Here is a 26,326-nt window from a genome sequence, read left to right as displayed (position 1 = left end):
CCCGCGCCCCATCCAGGAAGCGCCCTCGCCCGCCCCTGCCCTGGACCCCAACAGCCTCATCGCCATCCTGCACAGCATCGGCGCTGGTGCTGCAGCCGATGGCCAGCCGTGGCCCGAGCGCCATCACCTGCGCAGCCGGCAGATGCAGTTGTCCGACGCCGACTGCGCGCTGACGGGCCAGCGCATCGTGCAGGAGATCCTGCTGGCGGCCGAGCGCACGCGCCAGAACGGCGAGTCCGACCAGTACGTGGGCGATCGGGTGATGGAGGGACTGGTAATGGCCGACATCGCACTCACGGCCTTCATCCACGAGCGGGTGCGGCCACAGGACTGAGGCCGCACTTGTGGGCGGGACGTTCTGTTTTTGTGCGGGGTGATGAATGAAGAAACACGGCCTTGCCGCGGCGGCGGTGTGCATCGCGGTGATCGGCGCGGTATGGGCGGGGTGGCCCGAGCCAGCGGGCGATCAGGTGTGGGCCTACCAGAAGCTGCAGCCAGTCGACTACCGGCTGCTGCACAGTGATGCACTCGGCTTCGCGACCGCCAAAGCAGATGAGGGCTTTGAACTGCACACGCGCTATGCCGGGGTGACGTCCTTCGAGATCCGCTGCAAGGGCGTCCTGGTGATGGACGTGGAGAACGCCCCCTCACGCGTGCTGATCCGGCTGCCCGCCGATGCCAGGTGGCGGGCGCCGGACATCGAACGCCTGCGTCTCAGTTTCGAGCGGTGGTTTGGCTACCACCAGAGCCAGGGCGGGTTGCTGGTGGAGAGTGCAGGAACGTCCTGGATCGAAGCGCTGTTTGGGCGCTTCAGTGGGGCGGTCCCTGATGGGCAGCGGTGTCCAACTAGAGCTTGAACTCCAAATCGTCCTGTTACTCAAAATCGGGGAGACGTCGGCCTGACTACGTTGAGGGAGTCCAAGTTCGGACGAAGAGGATTGCCGTTCGTGATCGAACTTGAGCGCCCGGACATCGGTCTCAGAACTTTACTCTGCTGTAAACAAGGTCCATTTCTTCATCATGCATGACCCAGCGACCAGCATTGCCCTCCGGACACAGGTAGAACTTTTCGGCGTAATTTGACGCGCGCGACCAAGCGCTTCGGGCGAACTGGGGAAACCGCCGCATGACTCGCGCGTCCGGCATCTCCGGCCTGCTTGCCAGCGTGCAGTCTTCAGGCAAAGTAAGAATCCCGCTGGTTAAACGAAAGACCAACCACGACTCATTGGTGTCCATGTCGTGCGTCTCTTGTATGTTGACAGCATCCTCAGGCAACCACCCGGGCAACCACTTCGATTCACCGATTGCCTGTCTCGAAACGGCTTGGTTTCGGTCTGCATATTGAGTGCTTGCAACTTCCGAGCAGCCAGAAAGTGCGAGTGCCAGCGTGACCATCAGGAAGAGCTTGCGAGTGTTCATTGGAGGCATGCAAGTCATCAGTAGGGGAAATTTCCACCGGGACGATAGCTCCCGCACATCTGCGAGCAACTCCCAGCAGGGCTTATTCGTCCAGATCGTCCAAGGCGAACTGTGTACACACCGGTCTCTGTCCTAGTCACGCCAAGCTGGGCGTCCTGCAGTCCCATTGGCTCAACGAGCGAGATCCGAAGAAATGTCTTTGCTCGCGGGGAAAAAGGCAAGTCGGGAGCGCATTCATAGCCAACAGAGGGCACGCTGCGCGGTGGGGAGGACTCCCCCTAGCCGCTTCACCAGCAATCCCCGATGGCTACCCGCAGCGCGCCGCCCCACCATCAAGCGCCCCTCTGCAGGAATCCACACATGAGCCTGGCGCTGGTCCACAGCCGTGCCCGCGCCGGGGTCGATGCCCCGCTGGTGCGAATCGAGGTGCATCTCTCCGGCGGTCTACCCGTCACCCAGATTGTCGGCCTGGCCGAGACCAGCGTGCGCGAGTCGCGCGAGCGCGTGCGTGCCGCGATGCTCTGCGCGCGCTTCGACTTCCCGCAGCGGCGCATCACCTTGAACCTGGCCCCCGCGGACCTGCCGAAAGAAGGTGGTCGCTACGATCTGGCCATCGCGCTGGGCATCCTCGCGGCCAGCAGTCAGGTAGACCCGCAGTCGCTGCTGCAGTACGAGTTCCTCGGCGAACTTGGCCTGACCGGTGAGCTGCGTCCCGTATCCGGCGCGCTGCCGGCCGCCATCGCCGCCGCCGAAGCGGGGCGCATCCTGATCGTGCCACCGGGGAATGCCGCTGAAGCCGCGCTGGCCCAGCACGCCGATGTGCGCGTGGCGCGCACGCTGCTGGAATGCTGCGCCGGGCTGGGCAACCCGCGTTTGCTACCGCAGGTGGAACGCGTGGACACCACACCGTTGCCACTGCCCGATCTGGCCGACGTTCGTGGACAGGCGCTCGCGCGCCGGGCACTGGAAGTGTCGGCGGCCGGTGGTCATCATCTATTGCTGATCGGCAGCCCCGGCTGCGGCAAGACCCTGCTGGCCTCGCGCCTGCCCAGCCTGTTGCCGGATTCCGAAGAGATCGATGCCCTGCAGTTGGCGGCCATCACCTCGGTCAGCGGCGAAGGGCTGGACCCGAAGCGTTGGCGACAGCGGCCGTTCCGGGCGCCGCACCACAGCGCAAGCGCGGCGGCATTGGTGGGCGGCGGTAATCCGCCCTGCCCCGGCGAAATCTCGCTGGCGCACCACGGCGTGCTGTTCCTGGATGAACTGCCGGAGTGGAATCGCAGCGCATTGGAAACCCTGCGCGAACCGCTGGAGTCGGGTCACATCCGCATCTCCCGCGCAGCGCGCAGCGTGGTCTACCCGGCACGCTTCCAACTGGTGGCGGCGATGAACCCGTGTCCCTGTGGCTGGGCCGGCGACCGCAGCAACCGTTGCCTGTGCAGCGACGAGCGCATCACCCGCTACCGCGCACGGGTATCGGGCCCGTTGCTGGACCGCATCGACCTGCACATCAACGTGAGCCGCATGGATGCGGTGGAGCTTCGCGAGAGCACGCCGCTGGGCGAGCCCAGCGCCAGCGTGCGTTCGCGGGTGGAAGCGGCACATGCGCGGCAACAGGCGCGTGGTGGCCTCAACGCGCACCTGCCGCCTGCTGCCCTGCGCGCGTGCACGCGCTTGAGCGAAGCCGACCAGGATCTGCTGGAACAAGCCATCGAGCGCCTGCAGCTGTCGGCGCGGGCGATGCATCGCATCTTGCGCGTGGCACGCACCATTGCCGATCTTGCCGAAAGCGAGACCATCCAGACCGCACACTTGGCCGAGGCCATTGGGTACCGGCAGCTGGACCGGGGCAAGCCAGGCACATAGCGGCCCCGTCCTCACACTGTTGACTTGCTTGCCTGAGGCACACAATATTAGTTGCCTCAGGCAATAAAAGAACACCCGCCATGCCCGCCATGCACAGCCAAGCCCCCGACCGCGTCGAGCAGGTGCGTCGTTTCAATCGCTTTTACACCCGCCGCATCGGCGTGCTGCAGGACCACCTGCTGGGCAGCCCGTTTTCCCTGACGGAAATGCGTGTGCTGTACGAACTGTCGAGCCGCGGGGCAGCGCGGGCGTTGGACCTGCGCACGGAGCTGGGCCTCAACGCCGGCTATCTCAGCCGCGTGATCGCCACGCTGGAGAGCCAGGGGCTACTGGAGAAGACACCCCACCCGGACGACGCCCGCTCGCAGTTGCTGGCGCTGACCGCGCTTGGCCGGCAGACGTTCCAGCCTTTCGAAGAGGCGTCGCGCCAGGAAGTGCTGGCCATGCTGTCGCCGTTGCCGGAGGCGCAACAGCAGGCGCTGGTGGACGCGATGGACCGCATCGGGCAACTGCTGGATACGCGCCCGGCAGATGTTGTGCTGCGCGCCCCGCAGCCGGGTGACATGGGCCTGGTGGTACACAAGCAGGCGCGGCTGTACGCGCAGGAGTACGGCTGGAACCAGGAGTTCGAGGCGCTGCTGGCTGACATCGTCGGCAAGTACCTGCGCGAGTTCGACCCTACCTCCGACCGCTGCTGGATCGCCGACCGCCAGGGCGAGATGGTGGGCTCGGTGTTCGTGGTGCGCCACGATGCCACCACGGCCAAGCTGCGCATGCTGTACGTGGATGCCAGCGCGCGGGGCCTGGGCGTCGGCCGCCGCCTGGTGGAAGAAGCCATCGGCTTTGCGCGTGCCGCCGGTTATACCCGCATGGTGCTGTGGACGAACAAGGTGCTGCTGGATGCGGTGCGCCTGTATGAGAAGACCGGTTTTTCGCTGGTGGAGGAAGAGCACCACCACAGCTTCGGCAGTGACCAGACCAGCCAGGTGTGGGCCCGCGACCTGGCCTGAGCAGAAGCAACGGCGCAGGAGGCGCCCCTCCCCGCCACACACGCCGCGTGCGACCATGCAAGGCCCTGTCTACGATGTCGCCTGTCCCAGCAGGCCGGCCTTCTGATCCATGAGCACTCTGCAACCGCCGCACCTGCCGACCTCCGATGCGTCCACCCCCCTGACACCTGCGGCAACCGGCGGCGGCGGGCCTCTGGGTGAAACGAAAATGCGCGAAATCGCGGTGCGGATCTCGCAGTACTTCCGCGATTTCCTTGAATCGGATTTCAAGCGCGCGCAGGCACCGCGGCGCCGCATCGTGCTTACCAGCGATTCCGGCTTCCGCGCGGGCATGCGCACCGCGCCGTATCCGGCGTTGGACAAGGAGTTGTGGAAGCTGCTCAGCCGGCCCTCCGGCGAGGAGCTGTCGTTCACCATCGGCCCGCGCAGCTATACCCGGCCGATCAGCGCGACGCTGCGCCGCATCGTCGAAGAACAAGTGAACGCCATCACGGAGACCGCCATCGCCACGGTGCGCGTGGCCGTGCTGGACAAGGCGCGCGCCAGCATGACCGGTGCACTGGAAGACCCGGAAGCCTGGGTGGAATCGGTGCAGGGCACCCTGGTGGATGCGATGTGCGTGCAGGTGGTGCGGCCGCTGATCGCGCATCTGGCCGGCCCACTGCAGGGCCAGGCGTACTGGGTGATGGATTCGCTGCACGCGGCTGAATCGGACCTGGTCACCCGCTCCGTTGTGGATCTGTACCAGACGCTGCCGGAGGTGCTGGCGCGCTTGCTGGCCACCGGTGACGAGCTGCCGCTGCAGCAGGCCTGCGAGCACCAGCTGACCCGCGAAGGCACGATCAGCGCGCTGATGGCGTTCTTCGAGAACTTCGTGGCGGCCGACGCCTTCCATGAGTTCCGCGACCTGGAAACCTATGTCGCCACCGGCGATGGCCTGCAGCTGTATCTCTACGTGGGCACGCTCAAGTACGCGGGCGTGCAGTACCCGGTGTTCTACCTGCCGCTGGACGTGGTGCGGGCCAAAGATGGGTCGGGCTACACCCTGACCCTCAGCAACCGCCTGTTCGCCAACCGCCGCGCGATCGATTTCGTGCTGCAGGAACTGGCCGTGGGCATGGCCCGCGAGTGGGTGTCGCCGATCCAGGAGCGCATCCAGTACCTCGACCCGGCGCAGAGCCTGTTCGAAGTGGCAGCGTCGCTGTTCCGGCAGGTGGCCAACGCGGTGGATCTGGGCGGCGACGTCTCACTTTCCTCGTCTGCCAACGAGGCATCCACCGCCACCGTTGCGCTGTCGCCTGCCCTGCACCTGGCTGCGTTCGAGCGCGCCGACGAGGCGCTGTTGAATGATTTCGAGGAGATCATCGACCAGGCCCGCAATGGGGGGTCGAAGCTGGTGGATCTGTTCCACGGCATGGTGGAAGGCGTGCTGATGCGCAACCCCGAGCCCATCGGGGAACGCGTGGAATCGGCCTGGGATGCGCTGCCGCTGGTGGAGCGCATGGTGTTCGATTCGCCCATTCCGTTGAACGAGGAACAGCGCAAGATCCTGCTGGCGGTGCGCGAACCACAGGGCCGCATCGTGGTGGTCGAAGGCCCGCCTGGCACCGGCAAGTCGCACACCATCACCGCCATCGCCGCCGACTGCGCCTTCAACAAGAAGAGCTGCCTGGTGCTGTCGGACAAGACCGAAGCGCTGGACGTGGTGTACGACAAGCTGTCCGATGCGATGAGCCGGGTTCGCCATGATCGCGACTTCCCCAACCCGATCCTGCGGCTCGGCCAGCAGGCGGCCAACTTCAAGCGCCTGACCTCCACCGGCACGATCAGCCAGATCTCGGCCTTCGCCAAGGCCATGAAGGCCAACCAGCCCGCACTAGAAAGCGAGCGCCAGGACACGGCGCAGACACTGCGTCAGGCCATCTCCACTACCGTGCAGACGCTGGGGCGTGTCTCGCTTGCTGCAGTGAAGACCATGCACGAGCAGGAAGCGGCGCTGGGCGAGCGCGCCCCCGCGGTGCTGCAGCAGGTGCACGCGGTGATGGATGCCAACGTGCTGTCCGAGCTGGAAGCGGTGACCGCGCAGGCGGACGCACTGGAAGCCTATCTTGCCGACCTGTTCGGCAGCACCGACTACACGCCGGCCTCACTGGACGAACGTATCCGCCGCGATGCGGTGACCACCGCCTTTCTTGCCGACCGACCGGTTGACGGCTGGGCGCTGTTCGAGTCGTTGGATGCCGGGCAGATACGGCTGCTGGGCACGCTGTTGCTGCAGTACCAGCAGCTGAAGATGCCGCTGCTGGGCTATCTGCTGCGTGGCAATGCGGTGCGCGGGCTGGAGCTTCAGCTCAACCAGCTCGGCACCACCCGCCCGCTGCTGCTCAAGCAGGATGCAGCCGCCCTGCAGAACATCGTGCAGGGCGCAAACGCGCTGCGCATGAAGCTGGAGGCCGAAGGCCTGGGCACGCAGCTGCCGGCCAGTTACCGGCAGATTGCCCACGGCGCCGCGCCGGGCCCGGGTGCGGCGGTTGCACGGCAGGCGATGACCCTGCTGGCGAGGCTCAATCCGGCCATCGTCGAGGCCCTGCTGGCCGAGCCGAAGGACGATCCCGCACTGTGGGCACTGACCCTGCGCTTCCTGCAGGGCTGGATGGCCACACGCAAGGCCTTCGTCGACGCGCCGCAGTACGACTATGTGGGCACCAAGACCAAGCTGGAGCGCCTGAACACCTCGGTGATGAATGCCCATGTGGATGGGCGCCTGATCAGCTTCATGGATCATCACCGCGCCGATGCGCGGGCATTGGCGGGCGTGATCGCCAACCGGCAGAAATTCCCGGTGGACAAGTTCGAGAGCGTGCGCGAGTCGTTCCCGGTGATGATCGCCAGCATCCGCGAGTTCGGCGAATACATGCCGCTGGCGCCGGACCTGTTCGACGTGCTGGTGATCGACGAAGGCTCGCAGGTCTCGGTGGCGCAGGCGCTGCCGGCGCTGCTGCGCGCGCGCAAGGTGGTGGTACTGGGCGATTCCAAGCAGTTCTCCAACGTCAAGGCTGCCAACGCCAGCATCGCGCTGAACGACAAGTACCGCTCGGACCTGGTCAACTATTTCCGCACCAACGTCAGCCAGCAGGCCGACGTGCTGGAACGGTTGGCCATGTTCGATGTGAAGCGCTCGGTGCTGGAGTTCTGCTCGCTCTCGGCCTCGTACTCGGTGATGCTGCGCAAGCATTTCCGCAGCTATGCGGAACTGATCGGGTTCTCGTCCTCCACCTTCTACAACCACCAGCTGCAGGCGCTGAAGATCCGCAGCCGGCCGCTGCAGGAAGTGATCCGCTTCAGCCAGGTCGATGCCAGTGGGCACCGCACCAGCCGCAGCACCAACGACGCCGAAGCGGCGTTCATCGCCGAGCGCCTGGTGGAACTGCTGGATACGGATGCGCCGCCCACGGTGGGCATCATCACCCCGTTCCGCGAGCAGCAGACGCTGTTGTCCAAGACGCTGTTCAACCATCCGCGCGGCCGCGAGTTCGAAGAGCGGCTTCGCCTGAAGGTGATGACGGTCGACTCCTGCCAGGGTGAGGAACGCGGGCTGATCTTCTATTCGATGGTGGCGACTGCCGGCCAGGATGCGCTGAACTACATCTTCCCGGTCAGCCTGAGCGGCGCGGTGGATGCGGTGGAAGACAAGCTGAAAGTGCAGCGCCTGAATGTCGGCTTCTCCCGTGCGCAGGAGGCGATCTGGTTCGTCCATTCGATGCCGGTGGATGCGTTCCGCGGCGCGATTGGCCATGCGCTGCGTTACTACGCCAGCCAGCTGGACCGTCCCGCGCCCGACGCCGCGCAGACCGATGCGCGCAGCCCGATGGAATCGAAGGTGCTGCAGTGGCTGCAGCAGACGCCGTTCGTGCTTGCCCATGGCGATGCGGTCGAGATCATTCCGCAGTTCCCGGTGGGCGACTACCTGCGCCAGCTTGACCCGACCTATCAGCACCCGGCGTGGCGGGTGGACTTCCTGGTGACCGTGCAGACCGTGCGCGGCGCGCTGCAGATCGTGATCGAGTACGACGGCTTCGAATTCCATTTCCGCCGCGACAAGCCGGTGCATGTGGGCAACCACGAGCGCTATCTGGTGGAGGCTGATGTCGAGCGCCAGCTGACCCTGGAAAGCTACGGCTACCGCTTCCTGCGCATCAACCGGTTCAATCTCGGCAGCGACCCGGTGCAGACGCTGTCCGACCGGCTCTATCGCCTGATTGAAGTGGCCGGCACGGAGATCCGCTCGGCAGCGGTCGATCAGGTGATCGAGCAGGTGCAGGGGCTGGAATCGAAAGAGAAGAAAGTCTGCAGCCGCTGTGGGCAGATCCGCAGCCAGGAAGAGTTCTTCGACCCTGACCTGCGCGCCGGTGCCGGCGGGGTGGGACGGATCTGCATGCCCTGCAAGGCGGGCTAGGCGGTGCTGCCGGGTGCCAGCGTGCGCACGGCCACCGCCGCCAGCCTGCGGCTGACCAGCCCGTAGAGTTCTTCCAGTTCGGCCGCGCGCGCGTCGGTCATGTTGGTACCGAACAGTACTCGCGACAGCGCCGCCTTGTGGGTGTCGGCAGGATAGCGCGCCCGCGCCCGGTACACGGCCTGCAGCACCAGCCAGGCCAGGCGGAACCCGCCCCCGGGCAGGGGACGGACCACGCGGTCATAGACCTGCCAGAACTGGTATTCGGCCTCCAGGTCGACCGCCGGTGCTGCGAACGGCACCGGACGCGCACGTCCATGGGCGCGCCTGCGAACCGGAGGGAAACGGGGGTTGTGCTGTGCCATGCGTACAGGATGACCCAGCAACATTGTGGGAACCTTGCGTTGGTGCCGGAATATCAGTGCTGATTGTGCAAAGTGCGGCGGATGGCCCGCTTGGGTGGAGCGATTCCGCCGGGCATGGCCCGGCGCTACCGGATTGCGTGCGGCGAAGGGCCCCGCTTGGGTAGATGCCAACCTTGGTTGGCAAGGCGCGTCGGCGCCGGAGCGATTCCGCCGGGCATGGCCCGGCGCTACCGGATTGCGTGCGGCGAAGGGCCACGCTTGGGTAGATGCCAACCTTGGTTGGCAAGGCGCGTCGGCGCCGGGGGGATTTCGCCGGGCATTGCCCGGCGCTACCCAGCCTGCCGCGAAGTGCATCCACGCGTGGCGTGGATTTACTTAGAAGGTTATCGAGGTGCTGAACATCACCTGCCGGGGGGCGCTGCGCTGCAGGGTCTGGTAGTCGCCCGAGAACGACGAGCCGGCGATGGTGGCGGTGCCGATGTTGTTGCGGTCGAACAGGTTGCTTACGTCCAGCCGCAGCTCCAGCCCCGGCAGCAGGCTGTCCGGGCCCAGGGTGTAGGCCGTGTACGCGTTGACCTGCCAGAACGTCGGCACGCGGATGTCGTTTTCATAGGTGAAGGGCTGGCGCAGGTATGAGGTGCTGGTGGCACCGAAACGCCAGTCGCCGAAGTGCGCGGACAGGTCGCTGACCAGCGACAGCTGCGGGTAGCCCGGCTGCGCGTTGCCCTTGATCGGGTACACGGTATCGCCCACCACGAAATCGCTGTCGTAGTACGAGCGCGCCAGCGCGATGCCCTGGTAGAACTGCAGGTGGTCGGTCAGGTCGGCGGTGATGCCGAGGTCGGCGCCGATCACGTGCATCTTCGGCATCAAGCGCACCGTGTTGATCTGCGCGAATTGTGTGCCGATGGCCGCCGACAGCAGGCGGTTGCGGATGTCGTTGTAGAACACATCACCGGTCACGGTCAGGCGGTCGAAGCGGTGGCTGGCGCCCACGGTCAGGTTCCAGTTCTTTTCCGGGCGCAGGGTGCCGGCCACGCGGTCGAACTCTTTCTGGTCACTGATGGTCCAGGCCGACGCGGTATAGCCGATGTTGCCGCGCTGGGCCACGCGATAGCCGTTCATGGTGTTGACCAGGTCGATGAAGGCGTCGGTCCGCTCGGTCGGGCTCCAGTACAGCGACACGTGTGGCAGGAAGTTGCTCTTGGCGCGCAGCGTGCCGGACACCGGGCGCTCCGCTGAGTCGCCGATGCCACCACCGGTGGTAGTGAAGTCCACGGCCTTGAAGCCCAGCCCCAGCACCAGCGTGTCGGTGACGGCGTAATTGTCATGCAGGTAGAACTGCCTCGAGCGGGTCACCCAGCTGGATGCGTTGTCGGTCTGGAACGCCGGCCCATACACATCGAACGGCCCGGTCGCCTTGAGTGGTTTGCCCTGCCCCAGCAGCGGCTGCTGGTACCACTCGGTCTTCGCGGCCGCCTTGCTCTTCTCCTGCCAGAAACCGGTGGTGAGGGTGTGCGCACCGGTCTCGAACTGCAGGTTGAACATGCCACCGAGGCGATTGAGGTGCGGCGTCTGTACCTGTTCGGAGAAAGGCGCGCCGTTGGGCGAGGGCACGGTCGGGTCGGTCAACGTGGCCTGGGTGTGGCTGTTGGCGTTGTACAGCTGCACGTTGCCGCTGAGCGCGGGCGTGATCTGGAAGCGATGGTTGATCGACGCGACGCGGTCGCGGGTCACCTGGCCGGTGTCGTAGGGAATCAGCTCGGACAGCTCGCCGCAGGTGTAGGCGCCGCAGGACGTGTCGGCGTTCTCCGGCGAGGCCACGTAGTACGCCCATGCATAGTCCGGATAGAAGCTGTCGGCCTTCCAGCCCAGCTTGCGGATCATGTCGAAGGAAATGTTGTTGTAGCCCCACACCGCGGCCTTGCTGTCGGACAGGAACACGGTGAAGTCACCCCACGCCACATCCTGCTGCGCCTTCAGGTCACCGCGCAGGAACTTCTGGGTGCCGGCGCCCTGGTACTTGTCGGCCGACACGCGCTGCAGGTCGACCAGCAGCTTCGGGCCGTGTTCGCCCAGCTGGCCGCTCTGGCCCGAGACCGTGGTGACCCGCGTGTTGTTGCTGCCCACGCCCTGCTTGATGCGCAGGCTGGGGGTGTCCTGCAGGTCGCGCAGGCGGTACTCGAGGCTACCGCCATTGACGCTGCTGGAGAACACACTGACCGGTGCACCGCCCGGGCTGACCGTGATCGAACCGATGCCATCGGGCACACCGACGTTGACCACGCTGGTGCCGGTAAGCGAGAGGAAGCCGTTGTCGTTCAGCGGCACGCCTTCGAAGGTGATGCCCATTTCATTCATGCGGAAACCGCGCACGAACAGGCTGGTGGCGGAAATATCCAGCCCCAGCCCGTCGGTGGCGGTGTAGCTGGCACCCGGCACGTTCTTCAGCATCGACAGGCCGTTGTTGCCGGACACCATCGCATCCAGGTCGGTGGCGTTGATGACGTAGCGGTTCGGGCCCACCACCTGGGTGGGGGCAACGGCCGCGCCGCGTGGGGTGGCGATGACCTGCAGCGCATTCAAGGTGGTGGGGGTGTCGTGCGCGGCGTCGGTGGATTCGGCAGCGTGCAGCGGTGCAACGAGGGCGGTTGCGATTGCCAGGGCAAGAAGCGTAGGTGGAGTGTTCATGGCCAGATCCAAGGTGCAGGGAGAAGAGGACGCAGGCGCACGCCCAGCGCGATGCAGCGCCGGATGGCGATGCAGTAGCTGGTGACGCGATTGCGTTGAAGGCGGGAACGGCGCTGCGCGCGCGCCGGTCAGCGGCAGACGAAGACGATCAGCTGCCGAACGATTCGATGGCGTGATTTCGACGTGCGGAAGTGTTGCATCGGACCGCCACATCCGCCATTGCACCGTGGGAAAGCGCGGTTATACGCAGGTATCGCTTTCGATGCCGCGCTATCACCTGCACGTTGCAGCGTGATGTCTGTGCGCTCGGTCAGCCTTTCGACTATTCGTGCCTGGCTCGACTTGCGCCGCCCTGGACGCTGAATGATCATGTCGGCGGCGGCCACGCGGATATCTGCGATGCCTTCCGCACGCGCTGCCATGCAAGGCTCCGACGCGTTAACTCGACACTTCAAAGGACGAACGTCATGTTGAATGGATTGAAACCGCTCGCCGCAACTGCACTTTGCCTGCTCGGCCTGTCCGCCTTCGCCGAAAATGCCGCCGCCGCGCAATGGGTCGACAGCGGCCGCACTGCGTACTTCAAGCAAAGCCCCTTCTCCAGCGCATGGGAACACACCTGCACGACCGGCGGCACGCCGATCCAGGACTTCCCGGGCACCTGCGCCAACGATCCGTTCAGCGGTTGGACGACCAACTACAACGCCGCCAGCGCATCGGCCAACAACCAGCTCAATGCCTGCCACTTCGACTCGCAGAAGCTCGGCTCGGCCTGCTACGGCCTGGCGTATGCGATCAATGGGCAGGTTTACGCTGGCGGCCTGCCTGCCAGCTGCAACGTCGGTGCCCGTGCGGTGGTGGTTTCGACCCGCATGGAAACGATCGAGATCCAGAACCATGAGCTCGATGTAGAGAGCGTCCAGTCGGGCAACGAGTACGTCTGCCAGTAAAACCGTTGGTGGGACGCCGCCACCGTGCGTGGCGGCGTCCTTCTTCGTATTGCCGGCTTCTTACTGCAGCACGAAGCGCTCGATCGCCCTGGCCACGCCTTCATCGGCGTTGGTGGCGGTCTCGAGGCGCGCCACGGCCTTTACCGCATCGATGGCATTGCCCATCGCCACGCTGGTGCCGGCGTACTGCAGCATGGTGAGGTCGTTCTCCTGGTCGCCGATGGCCATCACGTTGGCGCGGTCGATGCCCAGGTGCTCGGCCAGCTTCTGCAGGCTGGGCCCCTTGCCGGCGCGGTGGTCGAACACTTCCAGGAAGAACGGCGCGCTCTTCAGCACCGCGAAGCGCTCGGTCAGCGCGGCCGGCAAGCGCGCGATGGCAGCATCCAGCACGTCCGGCTCGTCAATCATCATCAGCTTGATGAAAGACATGCCCGGGTCCATGTCGGCCACGCGGCGGTACGACAGTGGCATGCGCGAAAGATGCGAGTCGGCCACGGTGTAGATGCTGATGTCCTGGTTGGGCGTGTACATGCGCTGCGCGTCCAGTGCCTGGAAGTGCACGCCGATCTCGCGGGCGACCTGTTCGCAGTACACGAAATCGTCGAAGCTGAGCGGATACTCGACCACGGTTTCGCGCGGGCCGATGCGCTGCACCAGGCCGCCGTTGCAGGCGATGCAGTAGTCATCGTCGCCATCGATGCCAAGCTCATGCAGGAACGGCGCCAGCCCTGGAACCGGGCGGCCGCTGGTCAGCACGATGTGCACGCCCAGCGCGCGCGCCTGGGCGATGGCCTGCTTCACGCGCGCGGTGAGCTTGTGAGCGGGGTCCAGCAGGGTGCCATCCATATCGATGGCGACCAGTTCGATGGTCGATTGCCTGCGACCCATGTCCATCATCTTCAACAAGTGCGGGGGACGCCCATTTTAGGCCAGGCCGCCTGGCAACGCCGGCCTCATGCATCGTTCACCTCTGCGCGGCGCTGGCCGGGGATACTCGTGGGGCCTGTGCGTCCCCCACCGCAGGACGGCCCTATCGACCGCCCTTCCCTGGACACTCTTTCGACGCATGACCTACCAAGCGCCCGACGCCACTGACACCGCCCCTCTCGCCCAGCAGATTGAAGACCTGATCGACGGCCTGCCCGGCGACCATATCCGCGTCGGCACGCTGCTGCATGCGCTGGGCGACGAAGGCCTGATGCTGGTGGTGATCCTGCTGTCGGCGATCTTCCTGATTCCAGTATCGATTCCCGGGCTGAGCACGGTGTTCGGTGCGTCCATCCTGCTGATCGGCCTGAGCCGCGTGCGCGACCGTCCGTTGTGGGTGCCGCAGCGATTGGCCGACAAGCAGATCGCCACCGACAAGCTGAAAGCCAACCTGGGCCGTGCCCTGAAATGGGTGCATCGGATGGAGCGGTTGTCCCGGCCGATGCGGCTGGCAGCGATGGTGCGCTCGAAGAAGATGATGCGGTTGAACAACCTGGCGCTGGTGTTTGCCACGATCCTGCTGATGCTGCCGGCCGGGCCGATTCCCTTCAGCAACACGCTGCCGGCGCTGGCGCTGATGTCCTTCGCCATCGGTTTCATCCAGCGCGATGGCGCGGCGGTGGCGGCCGGCTACGGCTTCGTGGTGGCGTCGGTGGTGTACTTCGGTGTGCTGCTGGGCGGCGTAGGCTTTGCGGCCGAATCAGTATTCAGTGGCTTCCGCAGCGGGTCATCGGCGTTGTAGAGCCGAGCATCGGCTCGGCTCTACAACACGGGTGATGCGCGGGCGACCGGCTACTTCGCCGACACCCGCCACACCACGTCGCCCACATCATCGGCGACCAGCAGCGCGCCCTCCGCATCGATGGCCATGCCCACCGGCGCGCCCATCAGCGTCTTCTCGTCCTTGGACGCGAACCCGCTCACCACCGCTTCCGGGCGGCCGGCCGGCTTGCCGTCCTTGAACGGCACGTACACCACTTCGTAGCCGCTCAGCGGCGAACGGTCCCAGCTGCCGTGCTCGCCGATGAAGGCACCGCCGTGGTACTTCGCCGGCAACGCCTGGCCGGTGTAGAACAGCAGGCCCAGCGGTGCCACGTGCGAGCCGATGGCGAAGTCCGGGCGGATTGCCTTGGCCACCAGGTCCGGCCGCTGCGGCTGCACGCGCTCGTCCACATGCTGGCCGTAGTAGCTGTAGGGCCAGCCGTAGAAGCCGTGCTCCTGCACCGAGGTGAGGTAATCGGGCACCAGGTCGGCACCGATCTCGTCGCGTTCGTTCACCACCGCCCACAGCTTGCCGGTGCTCGGCTCCCAGTCCAGGCCGGTGGGGTTGCGCAGGCCCGAGGCGTAGATGCGGCTGCCGCTGGTGGCCACGTCCACTTCCAGCACCACCGCGCGGCGGTACTCGACGGCCAGGCCGTTCTCGGTGATGTTGCTGTTGGAGCCCACGCCCACGTACAGCTTGCTGCCATCGCGGCTGGCCAGCAGTTCCTTGGTCCAGTGGTGGTTGATGGTGCTGGGCAGGTCGGTGAACTCGCTGCCCTTGTCGGACATGCGGGTTTCGCCCGGCACGTAGTGGTATTTCATGATGTTGCCGGTGTTGGCCACATACAGCGTGTCACCGATCAGCTGGATGCCGAACGGCGAGTGCAGGTTTTCGATGTACACGTGCTGGGTCCAGGTGCCGGTGCCCGGCGCGCGCCGCAGCAACGTGACCCGGTTGCCGCCCTTGCCAGCCTTGCCCGAGCGCGCCTTCACCTTGCCGGCGATCCACTGCTTGGGCGTGGTGACCGGCTCTTCACCGGGGCCGTTACCCTCCACCACCAGCACATCGCCGTTGGGCAGGGTCAACAATCGCCGCGGGTGCTGCAGGTTGGCAGCGATGCGTTCGATCTTCAGGCCGTCGGCCACCGACGGTGCCTGTCCCTCGGCCCAGCCCACGCCCTTGGGCACCTGCATCGGCGGCATCAGGTAGTTCTGCGGCGCGGGCAGCGGTGGCTGTGCACCGGACTGGTCGGCCGGGTGGTATTCGGCTTTTCCGGCACACGCGGCCAGCGCCAATGCCAGCGAAAGCACGCCCACGGCAGGCAGGATGCGCTTAGCCATGACGGGCTCCTTGCAGCACCGGCTGCTGCAGCGAAAGCACGATGAAGCCAAGCGCGATCAGTGCCACCGTCAGCGCGGAGAGGATGGTGCCCGGCACGGCCGCCGCATAGGCATCGCGGCTGTGCACGAAGGCGTTCCAGACGGCCAGCACGATGGCGACCAGGTTGAGCAGGAAATCGAGGCGGTCGGTGCCGGTGGCGGTGCCGTTGCGGCGCCAGACCGCGAACAGGTTGATCAGCCGCGGCAGGATGGCGATCAGCAGGCCGAAGGTGATCAGCCACGCCGCCGACTTGCCCCACATCACTTCAGCGGTGTTGAGGTAGAGGATGTCGAAAATGAGGCCGGCCACGAAGAAGCCGAACGGTATCGGATTCAACAGGCTGAAGAGTGTTGTGCCGAGGCCGCGATGGGCCTGGGCGACGGGGTTGACCATGGTCGTGCTCCGTTCGGGGAAGGGGTGCACGGGCTGTAGTAGCACAGGGGGGCGGGAGGGGGTGCGATGATCTGGGCATCGGATGGCGTCGACGCTATGGCGATGCCCAATGCGAAGTCCGCACGACGTGGCCAGTGCCATCCAGCTCCACCGACCACGCCTCGATATGGGGCAGGAATTGATTTTCGTACCACAGCCGTTCCACGCAGGTGCCACTGCATGGGGTGCTGGCATAGCGGGAAAACCGTTGTCCACGCGGCTCTGTGACATCGGGTGCGCCCAGCGCATCGATGACCGCCTCTCGACGGTCCCCGGGCTGCAGGGAAGCGATGCCGCGCTCGGCCAGGATGGAAGTAGCCGAGCATCCCCCCACGTAAAACACGGCTGCCATCGCCAATAGCCACGCCAGGTTCTTCACGTCTGCGCCTCCGCATCCAGCTCCATGGCAGCGTCCCGTATCTCATGGAATGGCAGCATGGTCTCGAAGCCGAATTCGTGTTCCATGCTGATGCGGACCAGGCCGCCAATGGCGAACCAGCTGGTATTGGCGTGCACATCGATGCCATGCCAACCGCCCCCTGCCAGCAGATCCAGCGTCTGCGCCCGGGGCATCTTTGTCCTTTCCTCCCGCAGCAGCGCGCGGCGGTGCCGCTTCATCAGCATGCGCAGCTGCTTCACCGTGGTGATGTTGAATGCGCTGAGCTCCGGCAGCAGCTCGGCGATGTCGGCGTCGGTCCAGTAATCGTGGCGACGGTGATACATCGACAGCACCACCTTGCGGATGGTGGCCACGGTGAGTGGGGCCAGATCGGCGCGGGGGCGGGCATTGGGGCGTTTCATCCGGTGTCCTCCGGGGAGCCTGGGCATGGTGGCATGGCGGTGGGGTTCCGGTGCGGGTGGATTTGCCAACCAAGGTTGGCACCTACCGGGGCACCGACCAGAGCGGCGCAGTCGTCATTACAAGGCGGCATAAGTGTTTGTGACGTATTTGGCACATCCGCACATCGGCTGCGTGAAGAGGTAGGGGGTTGTTCGTTGTGTCGCGTTTGGCTCGTTGCGATGGGGCAGATCCGCCCCGCCGTCCTGCCATGCCGATTCACAACAGAAGGATTCGTGTATGAAGCGACACACGCAACGCTCCGCGCCACCGCGCTCTGCGCGCCTGGCCCTGGCCACTGCCCTGGTACTGGGCAGCCTGGCCGTTACCGCCCAGGCGCAACAGGCCGACCCACTGGCGGGTATCCAGTGGCATCTGCTCAATACCGGGCAGACGGTGCCGGCCGATACGCTGCCGGTGGCCGGCAACGATCTCAACGTCGATGGCCTGTTCCGCAATGGCATCCGTGGCCAGGGCGTGGTGATCGGCATCGTCGATGACGGCCTGCAGATCGCCCACCCGGACCTGGCCGCGAACGTGGCGGCGGTAGCGGGCAAGAACTTCGCCAACGGCTCCAACAATCCCACGCCGTCCAATCCCGATGCTGACAACCACGGCACGATGGTGGGCGGCATCGCCGGTGCGGTGGGCGCCAACAACCTGGGCGTGCGTGGCGTGGCCCCGGCGGCAACGCTGAAAGGCTTCAACGTGCTGGCCTCCAATGCGCAGGGCAACCAGCAGAGCAACATCGAATACGCCTGGTGGGATGGCGCCGAGTCGGCCGATGTGCAGGTGTTCAACAACAGCTGGGGCGCTGGCCCGGGCAACCCCAACCTGCCCGTGGCCTACAGCCAGAACACGGTGAGTTCATACGAGCAGGCACTGTCGGGCACGCGCGGTGGCCGCGGCGGCATCTACGTGAAGTCGGCCGGCAACAACTTCAACAACGCCTCGATCAGCCAGACCCAGGACGTCTGCACCACCGATACCAAGAACCGCAACACCGGCTGTGTGCCGGCTGGCCGCGATCCACGCAACAACCTGTTCAACGTGATCACCGTGGGTGCAGTGCGCGCCGATGGCGTGCGTTCGTCGTACTCGTCCACCGGTTCGGCACTGTGGGTGTCGGCCTTTGGTGGCGAGTACGGCCTGCAGGCGCAGTACGCCCCGAACCTGGTGGCACGTGCGTACGATCCGGCCATCGTCACCACCGACGTGACCGGCTGCACGCAGGGCAGCAACAAGAACACCAACCGCCAGAACACGCTGGACAGCAACCTGTCGGCGATCGACAGCACCTGCAACTACACCGCGAAGATGAACGGTACGTCGGCGTCGGCGCCGATGGTGTCGGGCGTGGCGGCGCTGGTGCTGGAGGCCAACCCGAACCTGTCCTACCGCGATGTGAAGTACATCCTGGCCACCACGGCCACCCGCAACCATCCGAACCAGCCGGCGGTGACGCTGGCCGACGGCCGCACGCTGGTGCCGGGCTGGACGGTGAATGCAGCAAACCGCGCTTACAGCAACTGGTACGGCTTCGGTGTGGTCAACGCGGCGCGCGCCGTGCAGGTCGCCGAGAACTTCCAGTCGTTGGGTCCGCTGCTGGATACGGGCTGGCGCACCACCACGCGCACGGTGGCCATCGGCAACACCTCCGCCGCCGCCGCGCGGTTGACCTTCCAGCTGGCCAATGGCGCACGCAACATCGAGTCGGTGCAGCTGGGCTTCCGGGTGAACCACAGCAATACCCGCCAGCTGCAGTTCGTGCTTGTTTCGCCCAGTGGTACGCGCAGCGTGGTGCAGCCGGCCTTCACCGCCATCGGTTCGGGTACCAATGGCGTGCAGCGCAACTTCACCAACTGGGATCTGCTGTCCAGCAATGCCTTCCTGGATGAAAGTGCCACCGGCACCTGGACGCTGGAAGTGACCGACATGGGGCAGGCCGCGAATGCTGCATCGCGCGGCAACCTCGAATTCTTCAAGATCCGCGTTCTGGGGCACTGATGATGAAAACGACCATTCTGTTGAGCACGCTCGCCTTCGCGGCGATGACCTCCCCTGCCTGGGCACAGAGCTCGGGGCAGACCCCACCGGCACGGAGCCTGTCCACCGTGGATGCGCAGGAGCTGAAAGCTTCGGCCACCGGCCGTTCGTTCGACGTGGGCGGCACGCGTTTCCAGCTGTCCCCGTCGACCACGGTGCAGCAGGCTGCGGGCGGCCAGTTCCGGATCACGCCGCAGGCAGCGGCCACCACCAGCTCGCGCAGCAAGCGTTCGCTGGATGGCGCGGCAGCAGCTGGCGCTGATGCCGGCGCCGGCAAGTTCGCCGCTGCGGTGTCCAACGATGGTGCGCCGGTGGTGGCGACCTCGCGGGTGAAGGTGTTCTTTACCGATGCGGCATCTGCACAGCGCGCGGCAAAGGCCACGGGCGGCACCGTGGTGAAGGTGTCCAGGGCTGCCGGTCTGGCCATCGTGGAATACCCGTCGGTGAACGCGGCGCTGGATGCGAGCACCCGGCTGCTGTCGACTGCGGGCGTGCGCGCGGCCGAGCCGGACGTGGTGCAGTGGGAAGAGAAGAAGTGATCTAGGGCGTTGCGTGGTGCCCCCGGCCGGTTGGCTCTCCTGGCTGGCCGGGGGATTGGCGAGCGGGAGGGCGTGCCGACCAACGGTCGGCACCCACCACAATCCAATGGCACCCACCAGATTCCAATGGCATCCACCAGAATCCCAACGGTCGGCATGCACCAGATTCCCAATGTCGGCACCTGCCAGAATCAGGATGTCGGCACCTGCCAGATTCATTCATCGCGTGTCGACCAAGGTCGACACCTACCAGGGCGATGCGTCGTTCAGCGTGCGGCGACGCTCGCGCTGTGCGGCGGCTTGCACGCCGCCAACGCTTCACTGCCTGCGGCCGGATGTTCCGGCTCCAGCAGCAACCGCTGCACGTCCGAGAACAGCTGCTCCACCGGCATGCCGTAGGGCGCGAACAGGCGCAGGCGACCTTGGCGGTCGAACACGTAGCCGCCGGCGATGTGGCTCATCGTGTAGGTGTCCGGCAGCTGTCCGGGCTCTTTCTCGTAGAACGCCTTGAAGTCACTGGCCATCGCCGAGAGCTGTGCCTCGTCACCGACCAGTGCCATCGCCTTCGGATCGAACGCGTGCACATAGGTGTGCGCGACTTCGGGGGTATCGCGCGCCGGATCGACGCTGACGAATACCACCTGAAGCTGGTCTGCATCCTTGCCCATCAGGTGCTTGACCTGGCTCAGTTCGACCATGGTGGTCGGGCACACGTCCGGGCAGCTGGTGAAGCCGAAGAACAGGTAGGTCACCTGCCCCTGCAGGTCCTTCGGGCCACGCAGGGTGCCGGCGCTGTCAGGCATGGTCCAGTGCTGGCCCAGTTCCTCGCAGGCGATGTCCTTGGAATAGAAATCCATGCGCGACTGCGCGCTGCAGCCGGCCAGCAGGCCGAGTGCGAGGCCTGCGGCAAGCAGCGGCAGGCGCAGGGAACGAACAACGGAAGCAACACGCATCACGGGTACCACCAACACGAGGTGGGCGCGGTCTCGGTCAGGCCTGCCCTGGGGGAAGAGAGGGCTGAGGTGCCAGGGCGATCGCGCACTCCTTGCCGATCGCCCCGGCCACGGTCAGTTGATCATCATGTGGTAGTGCATGCTCCAGATGATCCAGATCGACAACGCGACCACGATGAACAGGATCACCAGGGTGAACACGAAACTGGCGAGGTTCCAGCCGCCTTCGGACTTGCGATCCATGTGCAGGAAGTACACCAACTGCACCAGGATCTGCGCGACCGCGAAGCCGACCAGCAGGAACAGGGTGACCGGCCGCGACAGCACCGGGTTCATCACCAGCGCGAACGGCACCACCGTCAGCAACGCGCACAGCACGAAGCCGATCAGGTAGGACTTGGTGGAACCGTGCGCATTGCCGGCGCGCGAGGTTTCGACGTGGGCCATGTCAGAAGGCTCCGATCAGGTAGACGAAGGTGAAGACGCAGATCCACACCAGGTCCAGGAAGTGCCAGAACAGGCTCAGGCAGGACACGCGGGTGATGTTGGTCGGGGTGAGGCCGCGGCGATACACCTGGTGCATCACCACCGCCATCCAGATCAGGCCGCTGGCCACGTGCAGGCCGTGGGTGGCAACCAGGGCGAAGAACGCCGACAGGTAGGCACTGGTGCTGGGACCGGCACCTTCATGGAGGAGGTGCGAGAACTCGTACAGCTCCATGCCGATGAACGAGGCACCGAGCACGAAGGTCACGCCCAGCCAGCGCAGCACCGCCGCCTTGTCCAGGCGGTGCATGGCCAGCACGGCCTGGCCATAGGTGATGCTGGACACCAGCAGGATGAAGGTCTCGGCCATCACGAACGGCAGCGAGAACAGTTCCTTGCCGGTCGGGCCGCCGGCGTAGGCGGTGCTGAGCACCGCGTACGAGGCGAACAGCGAGCCGAACAGCACCAGGTCGGACATGAGGTATACCCACATGCCGAACACCTTCATGCCGCCCTGTTCGTGGGCGTGATCGTGCTCATGATGGTCGTCGTGGACCAGCACATCGCTGTCCAGTTGCGGACGGGTCAACAGGTTCATGCGCCTGCCTCCTGCAGCTTGGCGTGGTTGGCCGCTTCGGTACGCGCCACCTCTTCGGAGCTGACGTAGTAATCCACGTCCTCGTTGTAGGAGCGCGCGATCAGGGTGGCGATCATCGCGATGAAGCTGGCACCGGCCATCCACCAGATGTGCCACACCAGGGCGAAGCACAGCACCAGGATCCAGACGTTGAGGATCAGCGGCACACCGGTGTTCTTCGGCATGTGGATCGGTGCGTACTTCTTCGGCGGCGGCGGCAGGCCACGCTTCTTCGCTTCGTGGAAGGCGTCCAGCTCATCGGCCTTGGGCACCACGGCGAAGTTGTAGAACGGCGGCGGCGACGGCGTGGCCCATTCCAGCGTGCGTGCATTCCACGGGTCGCCGGTGAGGTCGAGGTTGCGCTTGCGGTCGCGCACGCTGACGTAGATCTGCACCAGCATCAGGATGATGCCCGCGAACACGAACAGCGCACCGATGAAGGCGGCGATCAGGTACGGCGTCCACGCCGGGTTGTCGTACTGGTTCATGCGCCGGGTCATGCCCATGAAGCCCAGCATGTACAGCGGCATGAAGGCCAGGTAGAAGCCGATCACCCAGCAGGCGAAGGACCACTTGCCCAGGCGCTCGTTGAGGGTGAAGCCGAACACCTTCGGGAACCAGTAGGCGAAGCCGGCCAGGTAGCCGAACAGCGCACCGCCGATGATGGTGTTGTGGAAGTGCGCGACCAGGAACAGGCTGTTGTGCAGCAGGAAGTCCGCGCCCGGGATGGCCAGCAGCACGCCGGTCATGCCACCGATGGTGAAGGTGACCAGGAAGGCGATGGTCCACAGCATCGGCACGCTGAACTCCACGCGGCCGCCGTACATGGTGAACAGCCAGGTGAAGATTTTCACGCCGGTGGGGATGGCGATGATCATCGTCATGATGCCGAAGAAGGCATTGACGCTGGCACCGGAGCCCATGGTGAAGAAGTGGTGCAGCCAGACGATGAAGGACAGGATGCCGATCGCCAGGGTGGCGCCGACCATCGACTTGTAGCCGAACAGCTTCTTGCGCGAGAAGGTGGCGGTCACTTCAGAGAAGATGCCGAACGCCGGCAGCACCAGGATGTACACCTCCGGGTGGCCCCAGGCCCACACCAGGTTCACGTACATCATCGGGTTGCCACCCAACGTGTTGGTGTAGAAGTTGAAGTCCAGGTAGCGGTCCAGGGTGAGCGCACCCAGGGCTACGGTCAGGATCGGGAAGGCGGCGATGATGATCACGCTGGTGACCAGCACGGTCCAGGTGAACACCGGCATCTTCATCAGCGTCATGCCCGGCGCACGCATGCGCAGGATGGTGATGAACAGGTTGACGCCGGTCAGCAGGGTACCGATGCCGGAGGCCTGCAACGCCCAGATGTAGTAATCGACACCGACCCCGGGACTGAACTCGATGCCCGACAGCGGCGGATAGGCGACCCAGCCGGTCATCGCGAATTCGCCAACACCCAGCGAGATCATCATCAGCGCAGCGCCGACCACGAAGATCCAGAAGCTGAAGGCGTTGAGGAACGGGAACGCCATGTCGCGCGCGCCGATCTGCAGCGGCACGATGATGTTCATCAGGCCGACCACGAACGGGGTGGCCACGAAGAAGATCATGATCACGCCGTGCGCGGTGAAGATCTGGTCGTAGTGTTCCGGTGGCAGGAAGCCATCGCTGCCCGGCCCGGCCGCCGCCAGCTGTGCGCGCATCATCAGTGCATCGGCGAAGCCGCGCACCAGCATGACCAGCGCGACGACCACGTACATGATGCCGATCTTCTTGTGGTCCACCGTGGTGAACCAGTCGCGCCAGAGCACGCCCCACAGCTTGAAATAGCTCACCGCGCCGAGCAGCGCGAGGCCGCCCAGCACCATGGCCGCCAACGTGACCACGACGATCGGCTCGTGCAGCGGCACGGCCTCCCACGTCAATTTACCCAACATGTTCGTTACTCCTGGGAAACCTGGGCACCGCCGGCAGCGCCCGCCGGGGTTGCAGCAGCGGTGTTCTCACCGACGCCGATGAACTGGTCGATGACCTTCTTGAACAGCAGCGGTTCGACGCTGGAGAAGTGCTGCACCGGCGCGTTCTTCGACGGTGCGGCCAGCGCCTTGAACTGCTCGAAGCTGAGCGCGTCCGGCGCGCTGCGCACCTCGGCCACCCAGCGATCGAAGTCTTCGTTGCTGCTGGCGGTGGCGATGAACTTCATGTTCGAGAAGCCATGGCCGCTGTAGTTGCCGGACATGCCACGGAACTGGCCGGGTTCGTTGGCGATCAGGTGCAGCTGCGTGCGCATGCCGGCCATCGCGTAGATCTGTCCACCCAGCTGCGGGATGAAGAAGGTGTTCATCGTCGAGTTGGAGGTGATGTTGAACGCCAGCGCGCGGTTGGCCGGGAAGTTGAGCTGGTTGACGGTGGCGATGCCCAGGTCCGGGTACACGAACACCCACTTCCAGTCGGTGGCGATCACGTCCACGTGCAGCGGTTCGCCGGCCACGTCCAGCGGCTTGTACGGATCGAGCTCGTGGGTGGACTTCCACACGATCACCGCCAGCACCGCGATGATCAGCAACGGCACGCCCCAGACCACCACTTCCACCTTGGTGGAGTGCGACCAGTCCGGCGTGTACTTCGCCTTGGTATTGCCGGCGCGGAAGCGCCAGGCGAACACGAAGGTCAGCACGATGGCCGGCACGACGACGATCAGCATCAGGCCGATGCAGATCAGGATCAGGTCGCGCTGTGCGATCCCGACCATGCCCTTCGAATCCAGCAGCACCCAATCGCAGCCCGTCAGGGCAATGCAGGCCAGGGCGACCAGCGCCAGGCGGATGCGGTTCCAGCAGATATTCATTGGTGGTCAACCCTGTTGAAGATGCGCGCTTGACCGGCTCGCCTGCGCGCAGCGCCCGGGCGTGGAGCGGCTACACTGTGGGTACGAGGTCGCCTACAAACAGGCGAGCCACTCCAATCAAGCCCATACAAGATACAGCATTGTATGGACTTGTGCATCTGCACGTATGGAAAAATCCGACCGATGACGCCTCCTGCTGCCGGCCGCCGCCTGAAACACCCCAACCGGACCTGGGTCCGCCCCTTCCGTGAGGGCGCAGGACCGCTGTACCTGCAGATCGCCCAGCAGGTGCGCGAGGCGGTGGACGATGGCGTGCTGCGGCCGGGCGATCGCCTGCCGCCGCAGCGCGACCTGGCCCAGCAGGTGGGGGTGGACCTGACCACGGTCACCCGCGCCTTCGCCGAACTGCGCCAGGCCGGCCTGCTGGACGCGCAGGGCGCCGGCGGCACCTTCATTGCGATGTCCGCCGGCAACCGCAGCACCTCGGTCGACCTGAGCATGAACATCCCGCCGCTGCTGGGCAGCGCGCCGTTCGCACAGGGCATGGAGGCCGGTTTCCAGCACCTGGGCCAGCAGCTGGGCCAGGGCGAGCTGATGAGCTACCACGTCGGTGCCGGCAGCCGCGACGACCGCGCTGCGGCCGTGCAATGGCTGGCGCCGGTGCTCGGCCCGGTGGGCGCCGAGCGGGTGGTGATCTGCCCCGGCGCGCAGACTGCGCTGTGCGCACTGATCCTGGCCCGCACCCAGCCGGGCGAACTGATCGCCGCCGAGCAGTTGACCTACCCGGGCCTGCTGGCCGCTGCGCGCGTGCTGCAGCGGGGCGTGGTGCCGGTGGCGATGGACGCCGAGGGCATGCTGCCCGATGCCCTGGACGAAGCCTGCCAGCAGCGTCGGCCGCGCCTGCTGTACCTGGTGCCGACCATCCAGAACCCGACCACGGCGACGATGTCCGCGCAGCGCCGGCAGGCCCTGCTGGCGGTGGCACGGCGGCACGAACTGACCGTGGTCGAGGACGATCCCTACTGGCTGCTGGCCGGCGATGCCGCCCCGCCGCTGGCCGCGCTGGCCGACGGTGGCTGCCCGGTCTACTACATCTCCACCCTGTCCAAGTGCCTGGCCCCCGGCCTGCGCACGGCCTACCTGGTGGTGCCGGGCGGCGAGCCGATGGAGCCGGTGCTGGACGCCCTGCGTGCGATCGCGCTGATGCCCACCCAGTCGATGGTGGCCGTGGCCTCGCACTGGATCCGCACCGGCCAAGCGCAGGCGATGGTGCAACGCTTCCAGCAGGAACTGCGCGAGCGCCAGGCCATTGCTGCCCGCTACCTGCCCGCCCGCCGCCAGGCCCACCCGGCCGGCCTGCATGTGTGGCTGCCGTTGCCGCCGCGGCTGGACCAGTACCGGCTGATTCAGGCGGCACAGGAACAGGGCCTGGGCATTGCCAGCTCCGACGCCTTCAGCGTGGAGGAACCGCCACCGGGCAACGCCATCCGCCTGTCGCTGGGCGGTGCGGTGGACCAGGAGGCACTGGCCGGCGCGCTGGCCAAGCTGAACGAGATCCTGTCCGAGACGCCCGACGCGCGGCATTCGGCGATCGTCTGAGCCATCCCGTGGGCCATACCCATACAAGATGATATCTTGTATGCAATGTATGGACGGAGGGATGTGC

The 26,326-nt window shown here is 65.7% G+C and carries 24 protein-coding genes; 10 read left to right on the top strand and 14 right to left on the bottom strand.

What is annotated here, in order from left to right; genetic code table 11:
- Nucleotides 1–334, top strand: a 334-nt coding sequence (locus BW38_RS0120810; RefSeq protein ID WP_081794583.1) for a hypothetical protein, incomplete at its 5' end; no start/stop codon positions are given.
- Nucleotides 335–380: 46 nt separating this feature from the next.
- Nucleotides 381–857 (top strand): hypothetical protein, encoded by a 477-nt coding sequence (locus BW38_RS06640; RefSeq protein WP_032976925.1) that lies wholly within the window; start codon nt 381–383, stop codon nt 855–857.
- A gap of 121 nt (nt 858–978) precedes the next feature.
- Here BW38_RS06640 and BW38_RS0120805 read toward each other — a convergent pair whose 3' ends face one another.
- Complete coding sequence (locus tag BW38_RS0120805; protein ID WP_032976924.1) at nt 979–1,419, bottom strand: hypothetical protein; 441 nt, start codon at nt 1,417–1,419, stop codon at nt 979–981.
- A gap of 360 nt (nt 1,420–1,779) precedes the next feature.
- Here BW38_RS0120805 and BW38_RS06645 point away from each other — a divergent pair, with 360 nt between their 5' ends.
- The 3 genes from BW38_RS06645 (at nt 1,780) to BW38_RS06655 (ending at nt 8,751) form a co-directional block, all read left to right on the top strand.
- Nucleotides 1,780–3,285 carry a YifB family Mg chelatase-like AAA ATPase gene (locus tag BW38_RS06645; protein WP_032976923.1) on the top strand — a complete coding sequence of 502 codons (1,506 nt, stop codon included), beginning with the start codon at nt 1,780–1,782 and terminating at the stop codon, nt 3,283–3,285.
- Between the two features lie 80 nt (nt 3,286–3,365).
- A complete protein-coding gene (locus tag BW38_RS06650; RefSeq protein ID WP_235189977.1) occupies nt 3,366–4,295 on the top strand; it encodes a helix-turn-helix domain-containing GNAT family N-acetyltransferase in 930 nt (309 codons plus the stop codon).
- A gap of 109 nt (nt 4,296–4,404) precedes the next feature.
- Nucleotides 4,405–8,751, top strand: coding sequence for an AAA domain-containing protein (locus BW38_RS06655; RefSeq protein ID WP_152543316.1), 4,347 nt, complete (start codon nt 4,405–4,407; stop codon nt 8,749–8,751).
- Here BW38_RS06655 and BW38_RS06660 read toward each other — a convergent pair.
- The 3 genes from BW38_RS06660 to BW38_RS21795 all read right to left on the bottom strand — a co-directional run bounded on the left by BW38_RS06660 (nt 8,748) and on the right by BW38_RS21795 (nt 12,226).
- The gene (locus BW38_RS06660) at nt 8,748–9,050 is read right to left on the bottom strand and encodes a hypothetical protein (protein WP_234003398.1); all 303 of its coding nucleotides are present in this window, start codon (nt 9,048–9,050) and stop codon (nt 8,748–8,750) included. The two genes, BW38_RS06655 and BW38_RS06660, sit on opposite strands and share 4 nt — an antisense overlap.
- A 438-nt stretch (nt 9,051–9,488) precedes the next feature.
- Nucleotides 9,489–11,804, bottom strand: a complete 2,316-nt coding sequence (locus tag BW38_RS06665) for a TonB-dependent receptor (protein WP_032976918.1) — start codon at nt 11,802–11,804, stop codon at nt 9,489–9,491.
- Nucleotides 11,805–11,932: 128 nt separating this feature from the next.
- Nucleotides 11,933–12,226 (bottom strand): hypothetical protein, encoded by a 294-nt coding sequence (locus BW38_RS21795; RefSeq protein ID WP_152543315.1) that lies wholly within the window; start codon nt 12,224–12,226, stop codon nt 11,933–11,935.
- Between the two features lie 45 nt (nt 12,227–12,271).
- On the opposite strand from BW38_RS21795, the gene BW38_RS06670 reads away from it, so the two are divergent.
- Nucleotides 12,272–12,754, top strand: a complete 483-nt coding sequence (locus tag BW38_RS06670; RefSeq protein WP_032976916.1) for a hypothetical protein — start codon at nt 12,272–12,274, stop codon at nt 12,752–12,754.
- A gap of 60 nt (nt 12,755–12,814) precedes the next feature.
- On the opposite strand, the gene yidA is transcribed toward BW38_RS06670, so the two are convergent.
- Complete coding sequence (yidA, locus tag BW38_RS06675) at nt 12,815–13,648, bottom strand: sugar-phosphatase (protein ID WP_032976915.1); 834 nt, start codon at nt 13,646–13,648, stop codon at nt 12,815–12,817.
- 172 nt (nt 13,649–13,820) lie between these two features.
- Between yidA and BW38_RS06680 the strand changes: the two genes are divergently transcribed.
- Nucleotides 13,821–14,483, top strand: coding sequence for an exopolysaccharide biosynthesis protein (locus tag BW38_RS06680; RefSeq protein WP_025877405.1), 663 nt, complete (start codon nt 13,821–13,823; stop codon nt 14,481–14,483).
- A gap of 50 nt (nt 14,484–14,533) precedes the next feature.
- On the opposite strand, the gene BW38_RS06685 is transcribed toward BW38_RS06680, so the two are convergent.
- The 4 genes from BW38_RS06685 to BW38_RS06700 form a co-directional block, all read right to left on the bottom strand.
- The gene (locus BW38_RS06685; RefSeq protein WP_032976914.1) at nt 14,534–15,844 is read right to left on the bottom strand and encodes a sorbosone dehydrogenase family protein; all 1,311 of its coding nucleotides are present in this window, start codon (nt 15,842–15,844) and stop codon (nt 14,534–14,536) included.
- Nucleotides 15,837–16,277, bottom strand: coding sequence for a DUF2231 domain-containing protein (locus tag BW38_RS06690; RefSeq protein ID WP_025877408.1), 441 nt, complete (start codon nt 16,275–16,277; stop codon nt 15,837–15,839). The genes BW38_RS06685 and BW38_RS06690 overlap by 8 nt, the downstream gene beginning before the upstream one ends.
- A gap of 94 nt (nt 16,278–16,371) precedes the next feature.
- Nucleotides 16,372–16,695, bottom strand: coding sequence for a hypothetical protein (locus BW38_RS06695; protein WP_032976912.1), 324 nt, complete (start codon nt 16,693–16,695; stop codon nt 16,372–16,374).
- Nucleotides 16,692–17,117 carry a hypothetical protein gene (locus tag BW38_RS06700; RefSeq protein ID WP_051585073.1) on the bottom strand — a complete coding sequence of 142 codons (426 nt, stop codon included), beginning with the start codon at nt 17,115–17,117 and terminating at the stop codon, nt 16,692–16,694. Before BW38_RS06700 ends, BW38_RS06695 begins: the two co-directional genes overlap by 4 nt.
- 277 nt (nt 17,118–17,394) lie before the next feature.
- Here BW38_RS06700 and BW38_RS06705 point away from each other — a divergent pair, with 277 nt between their 5' ends.
- On the top strand, nt 17,395–19,161 hold the full coding sequence (locus tag BW38_RS06705; protein WP_025877415.1) for a S8 family serine peptidase: 1,767 nt from the start codon (nt 17,395–17,397) through the stop codon (nt 19,159–19,161).
- A complete protein-coding gene (locus tag BW38_RS06710) occupies nt 19,161–19,739 on the top strand; it encodes a hypothetical protein (RefSeq protein WP_032976910.1) in 579 nt (192 codons plus the stop codon). The genes BW38_RS06705 and BW38_RS06710 overlap by 1 nt, the downstream gene beginning before the upstream one ends.
- A 266-nt stretch (nt 19,740–20,005) precedes the next feature.
- Here BW38_RS06710 and BW38_RS06715 read toward each other — a convergent pair whose 3' ends face one another.
- From BW38_RS06715 to cyoA, 5 genes are all read right to left on the bottom strand, one after another.
- Nucleotides 20,006–20,692 carry an SCO family protein gene (locus BW38_RS06715; RefSeq protein WP_051585071.1) on the bottom strand — a complete coding sequence of 229 codons (687 nt, stop codon included), beginning with the start codon at nt 20,690–20,692 and terminating at the stop codon, nt 20,006–20,008.
- 114 nt (nt 20,693–20,806) lie between these two features.
- The gene (gene cyoD / locus BW38_RS06720) at nt 20,807–21,139 is read right to left on the bottom strand and encodes a cytochrome o ubiquinol oxidase subunit IV (RefSeq protein ID WP_025877422.1); all 333 of its coding nucleotides are present in this window, start codon (nt 21,137–21,139) and stop codon (nt 20,807–20,809) included.
- A 1-nt stretch (nt 21,140) separates the two neighbouring features.
- Nucleotides 21,141–21,776 (bottom strand): cytochrome o ubiquinol oxidase subunit III, encoded by a 636-nt coding sequence (gene cyoC, locus BW38_RS06725; protein ID WP_081794582.1) that lies wholly within the window; start codon nt 21,774–21,776, stop codon nt 21,141–21,143.
- Entirely contained in the window at nt 21,773–23,749 is a 1,977-nt protein-coding gene (gene cyoB / locus BW38_RS06730) for a cytochrome o ubiquinol oxidase subunit I (RefSeq protein WP_032976908.1), read from the bottom strand. Before cyoB ends, cyoC begins: the two co-directional genes overlap by 4 nt.
- A 5-nt stretch (nt 23,750–23,754) precedes the next feature.
- Complete coding sequence (gene cyoA, locus BW38_RS06735; protein ID WP_025877429.1) at nt 23,755–24,660, bottom strand: ubiquinol oxidase subunit II; 906 nt, start codon at nt 24,658–24,660, stop codon at nt 23,755–23,757.
- Nucleotides 24,661–24,843: 183 nt separating this feature from the next.
- Here cyoA and BW38_RS06740 point away from each other — a divergent pair, with 183 nt between their 5' ends.
- Nucleotides 24,844–26,259 (top strand): PLP-dependent aminotransferase family protein, encoded by a 1,416-nt coding sequence (locus tag BW38_RS06740; RefSeq protein ID WP_032976907.1) that lies wholly within the window; start codon nt 24,844–24,846, stop codon nt 26,257–26,259.
- Nucleotides 26,260–26,326 lie beyond the last annotated feature (67 nt).

Origin of the sequence: Stenotrophomonas sp. RIT309 (assembly GCF_000632045.1) — a bacterium.
Lineage (GTDB): Bacteria > Pseudomonadota > Gammaproteobacteria > Xanthomonadales > Xanthomonadaceae > Stenotrophomonas > Stenotrophomonas indicatrix.
The sequence above is the reverse complement of the archived record's forward strand: the minus strand, read 5'-3'. Positions and strand labels throughout refer to the sequence as shown.